Here is a 17,845-nt window from a genome sequence, read left to right as displayed (position 1 = left end):
GCTTTCACAACACATTAATAGAGGTGAATCATGACATTTTTAGAAGAAGTACAACGTCGCCGTACGTTTGCTATCATATCTCACCCGGATGCGGGTAAAACAACATTAACGGAAAAATTATTATTATATGGTGGTGCCATTCACTTAGCCGGGTCCGTAAAGTCTCGTAAAACTGCAAAACACGCCGTATCCGACTGGATGGAAATTGAGAAACAACGTGGTATCTCTGTAACGAGCTCCGTGTTGCAATTTGACTACGACGGTTGCCGCGTAAACATCCTCGACACCCCTGGTCACCAAGACTTCTCAGAAGATACATACCGTACATTGATGGCTGCCGACAGTGCAGTCATGCTTATCGACGTAGCAAAAGGCGTAGAGGCCCAAACAAAGAAACTATTTGCTGTATCAAAAGAACGCGGTATTCCTATCTTTACATTTGTTAACAAAATTGACCATTTCGGTCGCAGTCCATTCGATCTAATGGAAGAAATCGAAAATGTTCTCGGCATCCGTACGTGCCCTATGAACTGGCCTATCGGTATCAACGGCGAATACAAAGGCGTCTACGATAGAGAGCACGAAACTATCGAACTCTTTGCAAAAGACGAAACTCATGGTCAAGAAAAACTTGCATCCGAAAAAGGTGCTTTAACGGATCCGCGCATGAAAGAGCTATTAGGTGACGATGTATACCAAGCATTGCTCGACGATATTGAGTTGCTAGACGTTGCTGGCGATCCATTCGATTTCGATAAAGTTCGTGCTGGTGAATTGACCCCTATGTTTTTTGGTTCTGCTATGACGAACTTCGGGGTAAAACCATTCTTAGAAAAATTCTTGGAACTAGCTCCATCCCCTGCTCCACGACAAGCGATAGAGGAAATGGTACAACCCACTAGCGAAGACTTCTCTGCTCTAGTATTTAAAATCCAAGCAAATATGGACCCGAACCACCATGACCGCATCGTATTTATGCGTATCTGCTCAGGTAAATTCGAAAAAGGTATGTCCGTATTACACCGCCAATCTAATAAAACAATCCGTCTATCTCAGCCTCAACAATTCTTGGCTACGGAACGTACCATCGTAGAAGATGCGTACCCAGGCGATATTATCGGTGTTTTTGATGCAGGTACTATGGGGGTAGGCGATACACTTTGTGCACAAAAACACAAAGTAACTTTCGGTGACTTCCCTGTATTCCCTCCGGAATTCTTTGCCCGCGTATCCCCAAAGGATACTATGAAACGTAAACAGTTCCAAAAAGGTATGACTCAATTGGCTCAAGAAGGAGCTGTTCAAATCTTTGAACAACCAGGCGCCCTTGATTCCTTCGTAGTCGGTGCCGTAGGTATGCTTCAATTTGAAGTTCTTGAGTACCGCCTCAAAAATGAATATGGTGTAGATTTATTAAATCATACTTTGCCATATGGTGTTGCTCGTTGGATTGACGGCGAAGTTGATATTGCATCCTTGAAAGGTATAGATAATGCGATGATTGTAAAAGATAATCGCGATCGCACCGTAGTTCTTATCTCTAATGAATGGCAAATGGGTTGGGTTCAAGAGCGTAATCCGGATGTAACATTCTTAACGACCCCTAAATTACACCATGAGCTATAACTTCTAATTAACTTATTGCTAGGTCTATACATTTTAGTTATATCTTAACATGCATTTATAGAGCGAATTTATCGCCATATATAATTTAGAGTCTTACTAAATCAACATAAAAATATTAAGTTTTAGAACTGGAGTATATTTTATATGATTATAAATATAAAAAATATATTCCAGTTTATTTTTTTATAACAAGAAGGAAAATCACAGATTTAAGTCGAATACATATAGTATGATTATGTACATAAGTAATATATATTATTACTTTTCTATATTTATATGTATAATCATAAAATTTGTTTTATTAATATTATTGTTTTTTGTGTTGTTATGAGTGTTTAAAGATAAAAATATAAACTTTTTATACGTTATATATTCTATAGTATTTTTTGACCATTCATGATACCATAAAACTCAGATTTATTTTTTATTTTAAAGGAGTGATTTTATGCCACTTATTGACTTAGCCTTAGTCAACAATGTATGGACCTTAAAACTGTCCATGATTCAAACTGTAGGTCTTGCCGTAATTACCTTATTCATCGGTACTTGGATCAATAAGCATTCCAAGTTCTTACAACGTATGTGTATGCCTGCACCAGCTGTAGGTGCTCTACCCTTTGCATTTTTAACTGCTATTTTGTCTTATTATAAAATTTTAAACATTACCTTTGAAGGTTCCTTACAAACATTTTTAATGCTTGCCTTCTTTACCACGATCGGTTTAATGGCATCCTTAAAAGTCCTCAAAAAGGGCGGTATCTTTATTATTTTCTTCTTCTTAGCATGTGCAGTGTGGATTGTAGTACAAAATACTGCAGGTATTATGATTGCCAAAGCATTAGGGATTGAGCCGATTATCGGCATCATGGCAGGTTCTGTATCTATGATTGGCGGCCTTGGTACAGCTGGTGCCTTTGGTCCATATTACGAGCAATTACTTGGTATCCCTGGTACCGCTTCCGCAGCAGTTGCAGCTGCAACATTCGGCATGGTAGCTGGTACAATCCTCGGCGCGCCTGTAGGTGAACGCATTATTAAAATGCATAAAGTTAAAACACCTTATGAAAATCCTGAATTAATGGAGGATGAAGGCATCGATATAATCGAAGATCACGTTGAGAGCGGCGGCAAACAATTTAACTCTCAAGATCTTTTAACAATTTGTATGTGGATTGGCCTTGCATTAGGTATCGGTACCATCGTAAGTGCTGGATTGTCTGTTCTTACTCCACTACCTGCATATATTGGCGCTATGATTTGTGCAGCAGTAATTCGTAACTTTGGTGACTTTACTAAAGCATACAAAATCAACGATGCAGCTCTTGATGCAGTATCTAATGTAGCATTATCCTTATTCGTAACAATGGCTATCAACAGCTTGAAATTAGTTCAATTAATTGATCTTGCTTTACCGCTTATTACAATCTTAGTTGTACAAATGGCACTTATCTGTGTATTTGCATACCTTATTTACTTCCTCTTTGGTCGCAACTACGATGCAGTTATGCTTGGTGCCGGAGCTATCGGTTTCGGATTGGGTGCTACACCAAACGCATTAGTTAACATGTTATCCTTAGCAAGTAAACACGGCCCATCTCCTCGTGCTTGGCTCGTAGTTTCCTTAGTAGGTGCATTCTTAATTGACTTTGCGAATGCTTTCCTCATTACAACCATGGCTGGCATTCTTTACTAACTAAAAAGGACCCATTCGGGTCCTTTTTTCATGAAAAAGAGCTTACTGGAATGATATTTTATTAGTCCAATAAGCTCTTTATGTATTATACTATTTGATTAATGCTGCCCATGCGTTGGCTACATCGGCAAATTCTTGAAGTGTAAAGGTCTCACCTCTTCGTTGACCATCAATATTTGCTTTTGCTAATAACTCTTCAATTCTATCTCTTGTTAAACCCGTTGTCTTCATCGTATTAGAGAATGTTTTACGGCGTTGCGCAAAACCAGCTTTCACAACGCGAAAAAATAGTTTCTCATCAATCACATCTACAGGTGGTTTATCACGCAATACGCAACGGATAACAGAACTTGTCACCGCTGGAGCTGGCAAAAAAGATTTAGGCGGTACATCAAGAACAATATCTGGTTCCGTATAATACTGAACAGCAACAGATAATGCGCCATAGTCCTTTGTACCGGGCTTTGCTATCATCCGTAAGGCCACCTCTTTTTGCACCATCACAACTAGACGTTCAATAGGTAGTTTACTTTCCAACAAAGACATAATAATAGGTGTTGTAATATAGTATGGCAAATTGGCAACCACTTTAAATGGTTTATGATTCATAATCGTTGGCACATCAAGCTTTAACACATCACCATGAATGATACGTACATTGTCATAAGATGCCAATGTCGTATCTAGTACCTCTAATAAGCGACGATCTAGCTCGATAGCCGTTACATCTGCCCCACTTTGAGCTAAACCTTGTGTCAACGTACCAATACCAGGGCCGACCTCTAGAACAGGTTCTCCCACGGTTATTTCCGCAGCATGTACAATTTCATCGACTATACCTCGCTTAATAAGGAAGTTTTGTCCTAGCTTTTTGCTCATTTTAATATCAAAGCGCTTACATATATAATGCACAACCTCTGGGCTTGCAATTACTGATTCTAACATCTTAACTCCTATTTTAACAATTTACTGCCTCTTCATAAGCATCTCGGGTTATACCATAATGATTTAAACGGTATAAAAATTGCTTTCCATTACCGTATCCAATACCTAATTTAGCACCAATAACCGCTCGACGAGCCGCACTATCAGGCATACCAGACAATCCGTGACGCACTAAGTCCACCATAGTAAATTCGTTAGATGATTCTAGAGATTCTACGTGTAATGTAGATAGAGCCTTTCTGATTGACTCTGGAGATGCTTGTTCTATGCCAATATCATCATTTGCAAACGCTTCGTCACGAGGCACAAAAGCATGTTGTGCATTAGGGAATTTTTTAGTTAAAACGCGTCGGATTCGCTCCCCTGCTGTATCAGGATCAGTTAATATAATAATGCCACGTTTCTCATAGGCAACGCGAATCATATCGATAACACCTCTTCTGAGGGTAAATCCTTCTGTAGCAATGCAATCAGCGTCTACAGCTTGAGCGATACGTTGTATATCAGATTTTCCTTCTACGACAATGACTTGTTTTAACATATATCCCCCTTTTATTCTATTAATACATTGTAACATATATATAACATTGCTTAAATACTTATAATCGAGTAGTATTAATAGTGTAATATATAAAAGGAGGCCAATTATGACCTTACAACAATTAAAGTATGTCACAACAATCGCCAATATAGGCAGTATTAGTGAGGCAGCCAAGAGATTATTTGTGTCTCAACCGAGTCTCACCAAGGCTATTAAAGAACTAGAGAAAGAAATGGGTATTACCATTTTCGATCGTACTAATAAAGGAATTACCGTATCTAAAGAAGGGGAACGCTTCCTTGGCTATGCGCGCCAAGTGTTAGAACAAGCAGCCCTTTTAGAGGAGCAATATAAGAGCCAAAGCGGTGGTAAAAAACAATTTTCTGTGTCTACTCAACATTACTCCTTTGCAGTCAATGCCTTTGTAGAGCTTTTAAAAGGCGCTGAAATCGATCAATATGATGTATCCTTACGAGAAACACAAACCTATGAAATTATCGATGACGTGGCTCATATGAAGAGTGAAATTGGTTTGCTCTATTATAATGATTTCAACCGTCCTGTATTAGAAAAATTAATTCACACTAACGAATTAACCTTTACTGAATTATTTACGGCCCATCCTCATATCTTTATTGGTAAAACGCATCCATTAGCCCATAAAGAGGTAGTCTCTATGGACGAATTAGAGGAATATCCATATATTTCCTTTGAGCAAGGCGATCACAACTCCTTCTACTTCTCTGAAGAAATCTTCAGTACCGTAGTGCGCCCAAAACATATCCGTGTTCGCGATAGGGCATCTTTATTTAGCCTATTACTTGGCCTTGATGGATATACTGTATCTAGTGGTGTAATCGATAAAGAGGTAAATGGTGAAAACATCATTTCAGTACCACTTGCCGAAGAAGGTTTAATGCATATCGGCTATATTATTAATAATAAAATGCAACGCAGCCGTTTAGGTCAAGAATATATCCACGCCCTAGAACAATACGTTAGTAATTACGGTAGACATATTCAATTACCGGAAAACAAAAAATAATTATATATCATATTATTAATAAGTCTATATAACACGATTGTTCAATTTAGTTCGATTAAATAATATATTAATAAAGCACTCTCTTTTTAGAGAGTGCTTTTCTATAGGTATAACTTATCGAGCAAAAATTTATATCAACATAGCTTTAAACTATATCAAACTTAAACATATTGATATTTTTATATATAATCATACTTCGCTATAATAAGCCTATCGAAATTATCGGTTTTACCGTTTATATAAGGAGGATTATTATTATGGCTAAACATACAGCACCATTCCACTTTGATATTGTAGGTTCTTTCCTACGTCCTGTAGAATTAAAAGAAGCTCGCGAAGCTTTCAATAACGGAAATATTACTAGAGAAGAATTAACAGCCGTTGAAGATCGTCTCATTACAGACCTCATTCAAAAACAGAAAGCGGCTGGCCTACCAGTGATTACAGATGGCGAGTTTCGCCGTGCCTATTGGCATCTAGATTTCATGTGGGGCTTTAACGGCGTAAAAGAGATTGAACTAGAACACGGTTACAAATTTGTCGGTCAAGAAACAGCGCCAGGTTCCCTCGCCCTTACTGGTAAAATTACGGGAACAAACCACCCATTCGTTGAGCATTTCAAATTTGTAAAACAATTTGAAGACGAAAATACTACGGCGCGTCAAACAATCCCAGCCCCATCCCAATTCTTAGCTGAATTATTTCGTGAGGATAACGGCATTACAACACGCTCCTTCTACCCTGATTTAAAAGAACTCATTCAAGATATTGCAGCTGCCTATCGCCAAGTGATTAAAGACCTCTATGATGCAGGTTGCCGCAACATTCAATTCGATGATTGTACTTGGGGTATGTGCTGTGATCACGCTTACTGGACAGGTCGCCAAAAAGATAAAAGCGTAACCATCGAAGGTGAAACTGCTAAATATTTACGTTTGAATAACTTGGCACTTGAAGGACGCCCTCACGACTTAGCATTTACCACACATGTATGCCGTGGCAACTATAACTCTACTTGGGCTGCTAGCGGTGGTTACGAACCTATCGCCCCTATTCTATTTGCCAAAGAGAATGTAGACGCTTATTACTTAGAGTTTGATGATGATCGTTCTGGAGGTTTTGAGCCATTGCGTGAAGTTTCTCCTAATAAGAAAGTTGTATTAGGCCTTATCACATCTAAACGCCCAGAGTTAGAAGACAAAGAAGTCATCAAAGAACGTATCAAAGAAGCGACAAAATATATCCCCCTCGAAAGACTTTGCTTATCCCCTCAATGCGGCTTTGCATCCTGTGAAATCGGCAACCAATTGACCGAGGAAGAACAATGGGCTAAACTAGCATTAGTTAAAGAAATAGCTCAAGAAGTATGGGGTGATTAAATGAATGAACATACAATATATTTAGGTGGCGGTTGTTTCTGGGGCCTTCAAGGATACATCAGAAAAATCTCCGGTGTCTTTTCTACTGAAGTAGGCTATGCTAACGGTCCTACAGAGAATCCAAGTTATGAAGATGTATGCCACAATAGTGGCCACGTAGAAGCTCTCAAGGTTACTTACGATGCTGATATACTATCTTTAGACCACTTAATTCAATATTTCCTACGCGCTATCGATCCATTTAGCGTTAATAAACAAGGTGGTGATGTAGGCATTCAATATCGTACGGGTATTTATTATACTGATCCAACAGATAAGGCCGTTATTGAAAGTACCTTAGCTCGTGCTCAAGCTTTTGAAGGCAAACCATTTGCTATCGAAGTATTGCCTTTAGAGAACTACTACTCTGCTGAGGAATATCATCAAGATTACTTAGACAAAAATCCTAATGGCTATTGTCACATTCCATTGGGGTTATCTGATGAACCACTCATCGATGATAATACATATGCTAAACCTTCCCAGGAAGATTTAGAGGCATTAACGCCACAAGAGTTTGAAGTAACTCAAAACTCTGCTACAGATGCACCTTTCAGCCATGAACTAACAGATGAGTTCAAAGCAGGTCTCTACGTAGATATCACCACTGGAGAGCCACTATTTGTATCAGCCCATAAATTCGATTCCCATTGTGGCTGGCCTAGCTTTACTAAGCCAATAGCTAAAGATGTTATCAAATATTACCAAGATAACTCACATGGTATGAATCGCATAGAAGTTCGTAGCCGCATCGGTAATGCTCATTTAGGTCATGTATTTGAAGATGGTCCTAATGGCTCTCTTCGCTACTGTATCAATGGATCAGCTTTAAGATTTATCCCTAAAGAAGAATTAAAGGGTACCAAATACGAATACTTAATTCCATATATTGAAGACTAAAAAAGGACGCCTTAATCATAAGGCGTCCTTCTACTATATCTATTATAATTGAATATTACTGAGCTAAGTAGGTCCAATAAAAAGAGGATATATCTTATAGATATACCCTCTAAATCATCATATTAGTCCAAAACGTACACTGTAACGTCTTGACGACCAAAGTCCATAGCCTCCCCATAAGAGTCCATTACAAGGTCGATTTTGTTACCTACTATAGCACCACCTGTATCGGCAGCAATAGCTTCACCGTAACCAGGAATAAATAAACGTGTGCCCAATGGAATAACATCTGGGTCTACTGCAGCAATGCCACGTACTGCAGGTAGACCCGTAGCGGTAATACCAGCACCATCACCATCGCCAGCAAGATAAGCAGATGCTTCCATTACGATAGCGCGAGATGCACGTCCTGCTACATTACGAGATGTAGTCACCTCACGAGTGCCCTCTTTAATAATTGTAGGTACCATTGCACGTTGTGTTACTTTAGATACATCATTAGTTTTAATAACTGTACCATTACTATATAGTGTTTCACGTTGTACTCGTTCTAAGCCAGGTTGACCAACTTGAACAACCTCTTCTTCGCCCTTAGCCATAGTATCATCTTTTTGACGAACCACTTCAACAGCAACCTCTTGATCTACTGTAGATAGAGAGCGGCTTGTTACTTGAGCAATTGTTATACGTGTACCACTTAAAACAGATCCATTTTCATCGCCCACTACTACATAGTTAGGTGCTTTGAAACCAAGCTCATTAGCAACACCTTGAGCAGTTGTTTCTGTAGTGAATACAGCTCTTGTTTTACCATTTACAGTTACATAAACTGGAATAGCACGAACAACCGTTAAGGTTGTTCCATTTTGAACTGTAGATGAACTAGAAATAACTTTATCGTTTGGATTTAACTTAACCCCGGCATCGCGTACAATGCCTTCGTTAGAATTTAAATGCGTTCTAACAGTGTGTGCTGCACCATCGACCATTACGGTAACGGTTTTATCATTATAAGAAAATCCGGTCATGGTTACAGCTGTTACAATCAATCCGGCAACAACAGACGAAATATATCGCTTGTGTGTCTTATGAATTCTCATGTTGTAATCCCTCCTGTAATGGTATTATTCTACTACAGATAGATATAACCTGTCAAACACTGTAAGTTAACAATAGGGCAAAACCCTTTATAAATACTGAATTTATAATAGTTTGTATTTTGTATTTTTTAATAAAAGTCCACTGTATGCGTACATATCGATATTTTTAAATACTATACAATATATTCCGAATTGTGTACATATATACAATACTAATACCACATATAGTATATACAGATTTTTTATTACTAAATTTGTATTTTTATGTGTTTGTCAATTGTTACCAATATTTTCTAGAATACCCAAAACTTCACTTTACCCTCATTTTTAAATGTATAAGAAAGTAAAAAAGCCCATATAATGGGCTTTTTATATGTTATGTAATTGTATTAAAATTCATTACCTAATATATTAAGGTTTCTTCATCATCTATTCATTTTTAACATCGGTTGTAACCGTTCAATGACCGTCATTGACTCTCTGTGTTCATGCTCAATAGCAGCTTTCATTAGTTCCTCTTGAGCAGATATAGGATTCTCTCGATCATTGATTTTATGATACGAACCATCTGCTCTCATAAAATGAGCTTTTAATGTATCATCTAAATATAAATCTAAAATACTTTTTACCCGTTCTTTATGGCGTTTATCTTCAATAGGAATCATAAGCTCTACACGTTCATTCAAATTTCGAGGCATCCAATCTGCACTAGATAGATACAGACTTTCATTCCCTCCATTACGGAAGTAGAACAAACGATGATGTTCAAGAAAACGGCCCACAATTGAGCGTACTGTGATATTATCACTAACACCGGCAATGCCAGGACGAAGCGTACAAATACCACGCACGATAAGATCGATACGAACTCCAGCAGAAGAAGCTTCATACAACTTAGCAATGACCTTTTTATCGAGCAGAGAATTCATCTTACCAATGATATAGGCTTCTTCCCCATTCTTAGCAAACTCGATTTCACGGTCAATAAGTTCCATAATTTTTTCACGTAAATTTAAAGGCGCTACAATAAACTTATTCCAAATTGGTGGGTCAGAATATCCAGAAATCAAGTTAAAGAAACGTGACGCATCATCGCCATACTCATCATTACAAGTAAATATACCACAATCAGTATACATGCGAGCTGTTTTACCATTATAGTTTCCCGTTGCTAGATGGACATACCGCCTAATACCATCCGTTTCCCGGCGTACCACCATAGTAATTTTAGAGTGTGTCTTAAGACCTTTTAAACCATAAATAACATGACATCCCGCTTTTTCGAGTCGACGAGCCATATGAATATTGTTTTCTTCATCAAATCGCGCCTTAACCTCCATAAGGACGGTTACTTGTTTCCCATTATCTGCCGCTTTTATTAAGGACGCAATAATCGGAGAATCCCCACTAACGCGATATAATGTTTGTTTAATGGCCAATACATCAGGATCTATAGCTGCTTGTGCAATAAATTGCTCAACCACTGCAAAAGATTCAAAGGGATGATGAACAAAAAGATCTTGCTTACCAATAATAGAAAATAAGCTATCACCTTCATAATCAACTAATTCACTAGGAATCTTAGGATCAAACGGTTCATATCGGAGCTTATCATAACCTGGATAATTACAGAAATCAAAATACATACGGCAATCCAAATGTCCATCAATGCGATATACGTCCTTTTGCTCTAATTCTACACTTGTAAGGACAAAGTCTAATAAGTGATCCTTTATCTCTCCACAAACTTCAAGACGTACCGCATCACCACGACGGCGACGCCGCAAGGATGCCTCTACTTCAGATAGCAAATCTGTTGCTTCTTCCTCATCTATTTCAAGGTCTGCATCACGAGTAATACGGAAAACCATATAATCTTCAATACCATAACCTTGGAAAAATTGATTTGCATAATAAGTAATGACATCTTCTAGATAAACAAATCGATGTTCCTTATTACCACGGCTTGGAACTTCAATGATTCGATCTAATACAGATGGTATTGGCAAGATAGCAATCTTGTAATCCTTAGTCCCATCCTCTTGTATTTGAAAGATACGTACAATTGCATTAATGGTATGATTTGTTAAAAATGGAAATGGATGCCCCGAGTCAACAGCCAATGGTGTTACTACGGGGTATATATGTTCCTCAAAATAATGGCGTAGCCAAGCTTTTGTTTTTACATCTAGTGTATCAGGATGGGTAAAGAAAAAGCCATGAGCCTCTAGTTCAGTCAGTACATTATTTAAATACGTGCTTTGCATGGAAACAAGACGTTGTACAGATTCATCAATCGCCTTTAATTGTGCTTTTGCATCCATATGGGCTGCATCATATTTAACAATGCCATTCACAACTTGATGACGTAAGCCAGCCACTCGAATCATAAAAAACTCATCTAAATTAGAACTAGCAATAGCAATAAAACGCAACCGCTCCAACAGCGGAGTATTTGGATCTATGGACTCTAATAGTACACGCTGATTAAATTTTAGCCAAGATAATTCACGATTAAAATAATATTTAGCATTACTGAACATGGCGGTCACCTCCTCTTACAAGCATAAGTTCCATACCAAATACTTCTGTAAAATATTCAGCATCTCGATTAAACGTCCACCATTCTAGAGAAATATCCTCATTAGTGCGACAGAATACATACAATACATTATCGCGCTCTTCCAATATAACATCTGAGATTTTTTGGTTACTCCCTGCGTCGAGAGCACAGGCCACACGAATGATAGCTACTAACTTTGTAACCTGAATCTTTTGTAATTCTGTTAAGGAATTAAAATATGTATCATCATCAGATGGAGTTCCCTTATAGTGATAAAATACGACATTTGCAACTACTTGTTTTTCTTCTTCTGAAAGCCCAAAAATATCTGTGCCCATCACAATATGATACGCATGCTCTCCATGGTTTCGTAAATTAACAAACTTGCCTACAGAACACAATATAGCTGCAATGCGGCATAAGTAACCCCACCGCTCCGGTAAACCTTTATGGCGTAATGTTTTACAAAATAAAGAACTGAAACGTTCCACCTCAGCATCATGAATGCTGTCTGTATGATATCTAGCGGCAACAGCACGAGCTAATTGAGCATTTTGCTCACGCAATTGGTACATAAAGGGATTATTTTCCGCCTCAACGCCATAGAACCAGCTTATTCCTTGAGAGAAGGAGAAGCTACTAAAAATCAACGATTTAGGCTCTATAGCTGTTATAATTTCATTAAATAAAATCATAGTAGGCATCAAAATATTCGCCTTATATTCAGGTAGTTTATATCGATTGATCAACTTAGTGGCTGTTACACCATCAAAGGATTTGATGAAGCCCTTAAAACGTTCTGGTTCAATTGTAATAATATCGTCCTTATTACTGCCATCTCCCATGAGACGCGCCATATATTGAGCTTCATCGCCTGATAAAATAACACTATTAATATTGAAGGTCTTAAGCTCCTCCCGTAATGGGCCTATCATGCGATGTAAATACTCAGTAATAGCCATTGGAAACGATGTAGAGGAACGTTGGTTGCGATTAAAAGATTCCATAACACGTAATGACCCGCTATGCATATTGCGCTGGAATAATAAGCTTTCACCACGCCAAACGGTTAAACCTACACCACCAGAAGTAATATCAAGGAATAATGTTGCCTTTGTAGGATCCGTCAAGCGGTACTGATTAGTCATCTTGTAGTATAGTAAGGCATATTTGTAATACACCTCTTTAGGCATGTCGATAACCTCAACACGCATACCTGTTTGAATATAAATTTGGTCCAGAATACTACGACGATTAGCGGCTTCACGTATTACAGTAGTACCATATAATCTAGAGCGACTCACACCGTAATCAGCCATTAATTGTTTATATCCCTTTAATATATGACAAATTTCCTCAATCGTTTCAAAACTTAAACGAGAGGTTTGGAATAATTCTTCCCCAAAGGTTACCTCCCTAGCTGCATAATCTATAACGCGTACATCATCGATGCCCTTGTATTCTAAAATAGTAATACTCATGCTACTGGAGCCTACATGTAGCACTGCATATCGTAACGCTTTTGGTAATGCCATTATGCCTCCTTACGAGCTTCCTTCCACTCTATTTCTAATGTTTTCTTGAATTCTTTTTTAAAAGATTTTCCTAATTTCTCTACAGCCGCTTTTGTGACACTTATATCGCGACCGTTCAAATAGGTTACTACTAATTGTACACTAGTATATTTTAGATTCACGGATAAATGGCGAATGAATTGTTCATGACTTTCATCAAGAGCTTCAGCCAAGGCTAGAATAATAGATATTTTTTGTCCCAACAAACGCTGTTCTTGATCTAACAATTTACCGTATAAGAAGTTTTTATACTCTTTTGGCGTCAAACCATGAGAGTTCATAACAAGGAACGCGCTAAAAGCTTGTTCAATATGGGAAAGCCCATATAAATTACTATTGACAAGCATATAACAGCCATGTCGGGCATGACTATAATAATTAATCCGTTTACCAATATCATGTAATAAGCTAGCCGCAATCAAACAACGTCTTGTATTTTTATCAGCTCTATGAAGTGGTTCTAATTCATCATACAGTTTAATAGCTAAATCTGTAATATATTTAGCATGAACTAACTCATGTTTAGTCATACCTAATAATACATTCTCTGCAGAATGTACTAAAATATCATCAATAATAGAGTTACCACCTAAGTAGTGCGCTCCATAATAGTCGTAAAATAAACCTTCTCGCAAACCACAACCACCAACAACGAGTGTTTTAGTATTTACGTAGTTAAATAATTCTTCTACGATAGTGAGACCTGCAATAATGATATCAGCGCGCTCCGATGATAAACCACTAATCTTTTTGCGCTCCTCTAGAGTTTTGCCTTTTACTTCTTCCAAAATTTCATGGAATCTATGATATGGAATTTCATAATTATGTAGCTTTGTAATAGGATAAGATAACTTGCGTTGATCCATTTTAGCAATATTACGAGCAGTGCCACCGATACCAAGAAGCGGTAATTTCACATTGCGAAGCCATGTATGTTCCTTAATCGTTTTCTTTACAACTTTCGTCAGTTTATCAAGTTCTTTAGGAGTATATTCATCCCCTTTTTGATAGGTACCTGTTAAGGTAAGGGCCCCTATCGGCAAGCTCACCGATTTTGTAATATGACGATTTCGTACAAGGGTTATCTCGGTACTGGCACCACCTAAATCAAAAATAATAAAATCCTTAAGTCCAATGGTATTGATAACGCCAAGAAACCCCAGGCGAGCCTCTTCTTCACCAGCAATACATTCTAAATCCAAACCCGTTCGTTCTTTTACGGATTTAATAAAAGCATCCCCATTTTTAGCCAAACGTACTGCTGCGGTAGCAACAGCTTTAATCGTATTTGCCTCCATTGCATCAGCCATGTGTACAAAACCTTTTAGAGCACGCAAAGAGCGTTCCATAGCTTCTTTGGTCAGTTCGTGAGTTCCCCACATATTCTCACTGAGACGTACACTTTCTTTCTCTTGATATATCAGTCGATAACTACCAGTCTTAGAAATTTCATATATGACAAAACGAACTGAGTTCGAGCCTAAATCTATAAATGCAATACGTTTCATGTTGCTATCCTCATCTTACTTCTGTTCAGTCTGAATATACTTTAGTATACCATAGAAAAACGCGATTCTCACCGCTAAGGGAGAACCGCGTTTTATAATTTATAATTCTAATTTAGTTTTATCATGTATTCTAATACTTTGTACGCAAAAACTTAGTAATTAAAGCCAAACAGATATTTTATTCGCTAATTATCTTATGAACTAGTTTCTACATTTACTCGATACCAAATACTCGTTTACCATTATTAAAAGCAATTTCACAAAACTCATCTACATCGAGCCCTTTAAGGCTTGCAATTTCTTCTGCCACAAACTGAGTTTTACTTGGATCATTACGACGGCCTCTAAATGGTGGTGGTGTCAAATACGGTGAATCGGTTTCAATAAGTATTCGTTCTAATGGCACTTGTCTTGCCACTTCCTTAAGATTTGTAGACTTAGGAAATACTACAGGACCTGCAAAGGAAATATAAAAGCCCATTTTAATGGCTTCTTTTGCCATCTCCCAGCTACCAGAATAGCAATGGAAAATGCCCCAGTTATCCTTCCCTTCATTGCGCAAGATATTCATAATATCACCATGTGCATCGCGGTCATGGATAATAATTGGGAGATCTACTTCACGAGCAAGCTCTAACTGACGAATAAATACGCGTTTTTGTGTTTCACGGTCAGAAAAATCATAGTAATAATCTAGTCCAATTTCACCAATAGCACGTACCTTATCATTGTTAAGAGCTTGTTCCTTATAAAACTCGTAGTCTTCTTCTGTAAAGTCCTTTGATTCATGGGGATGAGTCCCTACAGCCGCATATAATTGATCGTACTGTTTAGCCAAAGCTAAACCAGACTCAACGGTACCTCTGTCAACACCAGGAATCATAATATATTCTACACCTGTATCAAAGCAGGCTTGTAACATCTCATTACGATCATTATCAAAGCGCCCATCATTCACATGAGCATGTGTATCAAAAAGTTTCATTATTTAACCACACTTCCTGCCGGTAATGATTCGATATTTGTTACCTCTAAATGTTCTTCCCAATCAGAGGCGGACAAAATCATACCATAAGACTCAATGCCCATCATCTTTTTAGGAGCCAAGTTAGACAAATAAATTACCTTTTTACCAACCATAGCCTCCGGTTCATAATATTGGGAAATGCCACTTAATACTGTGCGTTCTTCAATACCGATATCCAATACAAATTTCAACAACTTCTTGGACTTAGGCACCTTTTCACAGCTTATAACTTTAGCTACACGAAGATCGAGTTTCTCAAAGTCATCATAGGTAATATTTTCTTTTAATGGTGGAATATTAGATGTATCTATAGCTTCTTCAACTTCTTCTGTAACAACTACATCTACCATTTCAGGAACTTCAAAACGTGGATAGATAGGCTCACCTTTTACAACTTTAGTACCTGTTGCCAATAATCCCCAAGTTTTAGCATCTTCCAACGTAGCCGCTTCAAAACCTGTAAGCCCTAATTGTTCCCAGATTTTTGGAGCTCCTACAGGAATTACAGGACTTACTAAGATGGCAATGATACGCAATGCCTCTGCCAAGTGATACATAGCAGATTGCAAGCGCGCTTTATCATGAGCATCTTCAGATTTAGCCAATACCCAAGGCATTGTTTCATCAATGTATTTATTCATGCGACCAATGAAGGACCATACAGTTTTGATAGCTTTATTAAGCTCCATATTTTCCATCGCCGCTTCAAAATCTTTTGCAGTTTGAACGGCTAATGTAGATACATCACGATCCAAATCATCCATATCATCGCATTTTGTAATCACACCACCATGGTATTTTTCAATCATCGCAATAGTACGGTTTAATAAGTTACCTAAATCATTAGATAAATCTGCATTAATTTTTGTAACGAAGTTAGGTAACGTAAAGTTGCCGTCATTACCTAACGTAATCTCGCTTAATAAGTAATAACGCAAAGAATCTGCACCATATGTATCAATCAATGGGATTGGATCGATTACGTTCCCCAAGGATTTACTCATCTTTGTGCCATCTACAATCATCCAGCCGTGTCCAAATACCTTTTTTGGTAATGGCAACTCAAGGCTCATGAGCATCATAGGCCAAATAATAGTATGGAAACGTACGATTTCCTTACCTACTAAATGGAGATCTGCAGGCCAGTATTTTTTATATAGTTCACCATCACCATCAAATGGAGAGAGTGCACTAATATAGTTCACTAATGCATCGAACCAAACATATACTACATGTTTAGGATCAAATGGAACCTTGATTCCCCAATCAAAGGATGTACGAGACACCGCCAAGTCTTCTAGACCTTGATTTACAAATTGAATCATCTCATTACGCCGAGATTCAGGCTGAATAAAGTCAGGATTCTCTTCAATAAACTTAAGCCATTGATCCGTATATTTACCGAGTTTGAAGAAATAACTTTCCTCTTTAACACGCTCTACAGGGCGACCGCAATCCGGACAAGTATGATTAGGTCCTAGCTTCTGCTCTGTCCAAAAAGTTTCGTCCGGTGTACAATACCAGCCTTCATATTCGGCTTTGTAAATATCGCCCTTCTCATAAGCTTTTGTAAATAACGCTTGAACAACCTTTTCATGACGTTCATCGGTAGTCCGAATAAAATCGTCATTGGAAATATGCATTTTTTCCCACAATGCTTTAAAACCATTTACAATATTTGTAGTATATTCAAGAGGAGTAATGCCTTGTGCTTCTGCAGCACGTTGGATTTTTTGGCCATGTTCATCTGAACCAGTCAAAAAACGTACATCATATCCTGCTAATCGTTTAAAACGTGCGATTGTATCGGCTACAGATGTACAATACGTATGACCAATGTGCAACTTAGCACTTGGATAATAAATAGGTGTCGTAATATAATACGTTTTCTTTGTGTCTCCCATG

The 17,845-nt window shown here is 37.9% G+C and carries 13 protein-coding genes; 5 read left to right on the top strand and 8 right to left on the bottom strand.

Annotated features, from left to right (window positions below; genetic code table 11):
• The first annotated feature begins 30 nt into the window (after positions 1–30).
• The gene (locus tag E7A03_RS09685; RefSeq protein ID WP_008713604.1) at positions 31–1,626 is read left to right on the top strand and encodes a peptide chain release factor 3; all 1,596 of its coding nucleotides are present in this window, start codon (positions 31–33) and stop codon (positions 1,624–1,626) included.
• A gap of 445 nt (positions 1,627–2,071) precedes the next feature.
• The gene (locus tag E7A03_RS09680; protein ID WP_101928140.1) at positions 2,072–3,319 is read left to right on the top strand and encodes a sodium/glutamate symporter; all 1,248 of its coding nucleotides are present in this window, start codon (positions 2,072–2,074) and stop codon (positions 3,317–3,319) included.
• 90 nt (positions 3,320–3,409) lie between these two features.
• Here E7A03_RS09680 and rsmA read toward each other — a convergent pair whose 3' ends face one another.
• The gene (rsmA, locus tag E7A03_RS09675; RefSeq protein WP_221741071.1) at positions 3,410–4,264 is read right to left on the bottom strand and encodes a 16S rRNA (adenine(1518)-N(6)/adenine(1519)-N(6))-dimethyltransferase RsmA; all 855 of its coding nucleotides are present in this window, start codon (positions 4,262–4,264) and stop codon (positions 3,410–3,412) included.
• 13 nt (positions 4,265–4,277) lie between these two features.
• Positions 4,278–4,805 carry a ribonuclease M5 gene (gene rnmV, locus E7A03_RS09670; RefSeq protein WP_004697202.1) on the bottom strand — a complete coding sequence of 176 codons (528 nt, stop codon included), beginning with the start codon at positions 4,803–4,805 and terminating at the stop codon, positions 4,278–4,280.
• A gap of 106 nt (positions 4,806–4,911) precedes the next feature.
• Between rnmV and E7A03_RS09665 the strand changes: the two genes are divergently transcribed.
• From E7A03_RS09665 to msrB, 3 genes are all read left to right on the top strand, one after another.
• On the top strand, positions 4,912–5,850 hold the full coding sequence (locus E7A03_RS09665; protein WP_316074088.1) for a LysR family transcriptional regulator: 939 nt from the start codon (positions 4,912–4,914) through the stop codon (positions 5,848–5,850).
• A gap of 257 nt (positions 5,851–6,107) precedes the next feature.
• Positions 6,108–7,229, top strand: a complete 1,122-nt coding sequence (locus E7A03_RS09660; protein ID WP_227036791.1) for a 5-methyltetrahydropteroyltriglutamate--homocysteine S-methyltransferase — start codon at positions 6,108–6,110, stop codon at positions 7,227–7,229.
• Positions 7,230–8,168 carry a peptide-methionine (R)-S-oxide reductase MsrB gene (gene msrB / locus E7A03_RS09655; RefSeq protein WP_227036790.1) on the top strand — a complete coding sequence of 313 codons (939 nt, stop codon included), beginning with the start codon at positions 7,230–7,232 and terminating at the stop codon, positions 8,166–8,168.
• 122 nt (positions 8,169–8,290) lie between these two features.
• Here msrB and E7A03_RS09650 read toward each other — a convergent pair whose 3' ends face one another.
• The 6 genes from E7A03_RS09650 to metG form a co-directional block, all read right to left on the bottom strand.
• Positions 8,291–9,268 carry a 3D domain-containing protein gene (locus tag E7A03_RS09650; RefSeq protein WP_004693280.1) on the bottom strand — a complete coding sequence of 326 codons (978 nt, stop codon included), beginning with the start codon at positions 9,266–9,268 and terminating at the stop codon, positions 8,291–8,293.
• Positions 9,269–9,693: 425 nt separating this feature from the next.
• Positions 9,694–11,811, bottom strand: a complete 2,118-nt coding sequence (gene ppk1 / locus E7A03_RS09645) for a polyphosphate kinase 1 (protein ID WP_128114301.1) — start codon at positions 11,809–11,811, stop codon at positions 9,694–9,696.
• On the bottom strand, positions 11,801–13,366 hold the full coding sequence (locus E7A03_RS09640; RefSeq protein ID WP_004697172.1) for a Ppx/GppA phosphatase family protein: 1,566 nt from the start codon (positions 13,364–13,366) through the stop codon (positions 11,801–11,803). The genes ppk1 and E7A03_RS09640 overlap by 11 nt, the downstream gene beginning before the upstream one ends.
• Positions 13,366–14,913 (bottom strand): exopolyphosphatase, encoded by a 1,548-nt coding sequence (gene ppx, locus E7A03_RS09635; RefSeq protein WP_004693276.1) that lies wholly within the window; start codon positions 14,911–14,913, stop codon positions 13,366–13,368. Before ppx ends, E7A03_RS09640 begins: the two co-directional genes overlap by 1 nt.
• Before the next feature lie 214 nt (positions 14,914–15,127).
• Positions 15,128–15,898 carry a TatD family hydrolase gene (locus tag E7A03_RS09630; RefSeq protein ID WP_004693274.1) on the bottom strand — a complete coding sequence of 257 codons (771 nt, stop codon included), beginning with the start codon at positions 15,896–15,898 and terminating at the stop codon, positions 15,128–15,130.
• A complete protein-coding gene (gene metG / locus E7A03_RS09625) occupies positions 15,898–17,844 on the bottom strand; it encodes a methionine--tRNA ligase (RefSeq protein WP_004693272.1) in 1,947 nt (648 codons plus the stop codon). Before metG ends, E7A03_RS09630 begins: the two co-directional genes overlap by 1 nt.
• Position 17,845: the final 1 nt, after the last annotated feature.

It is taken from the genome of Veillonella parvula, assembly GCF_032472435.1.
In the GTDB taxonomy this organism is placed as follows: Bacteria; Bacillota; Negativicutes; order Veillonellales; family Veillonellaceae; genus Veillonella; species Veillonella parvula_N.
This window is presented reverse-complemented; position numbering and strand designations above follow the sequence as displayed.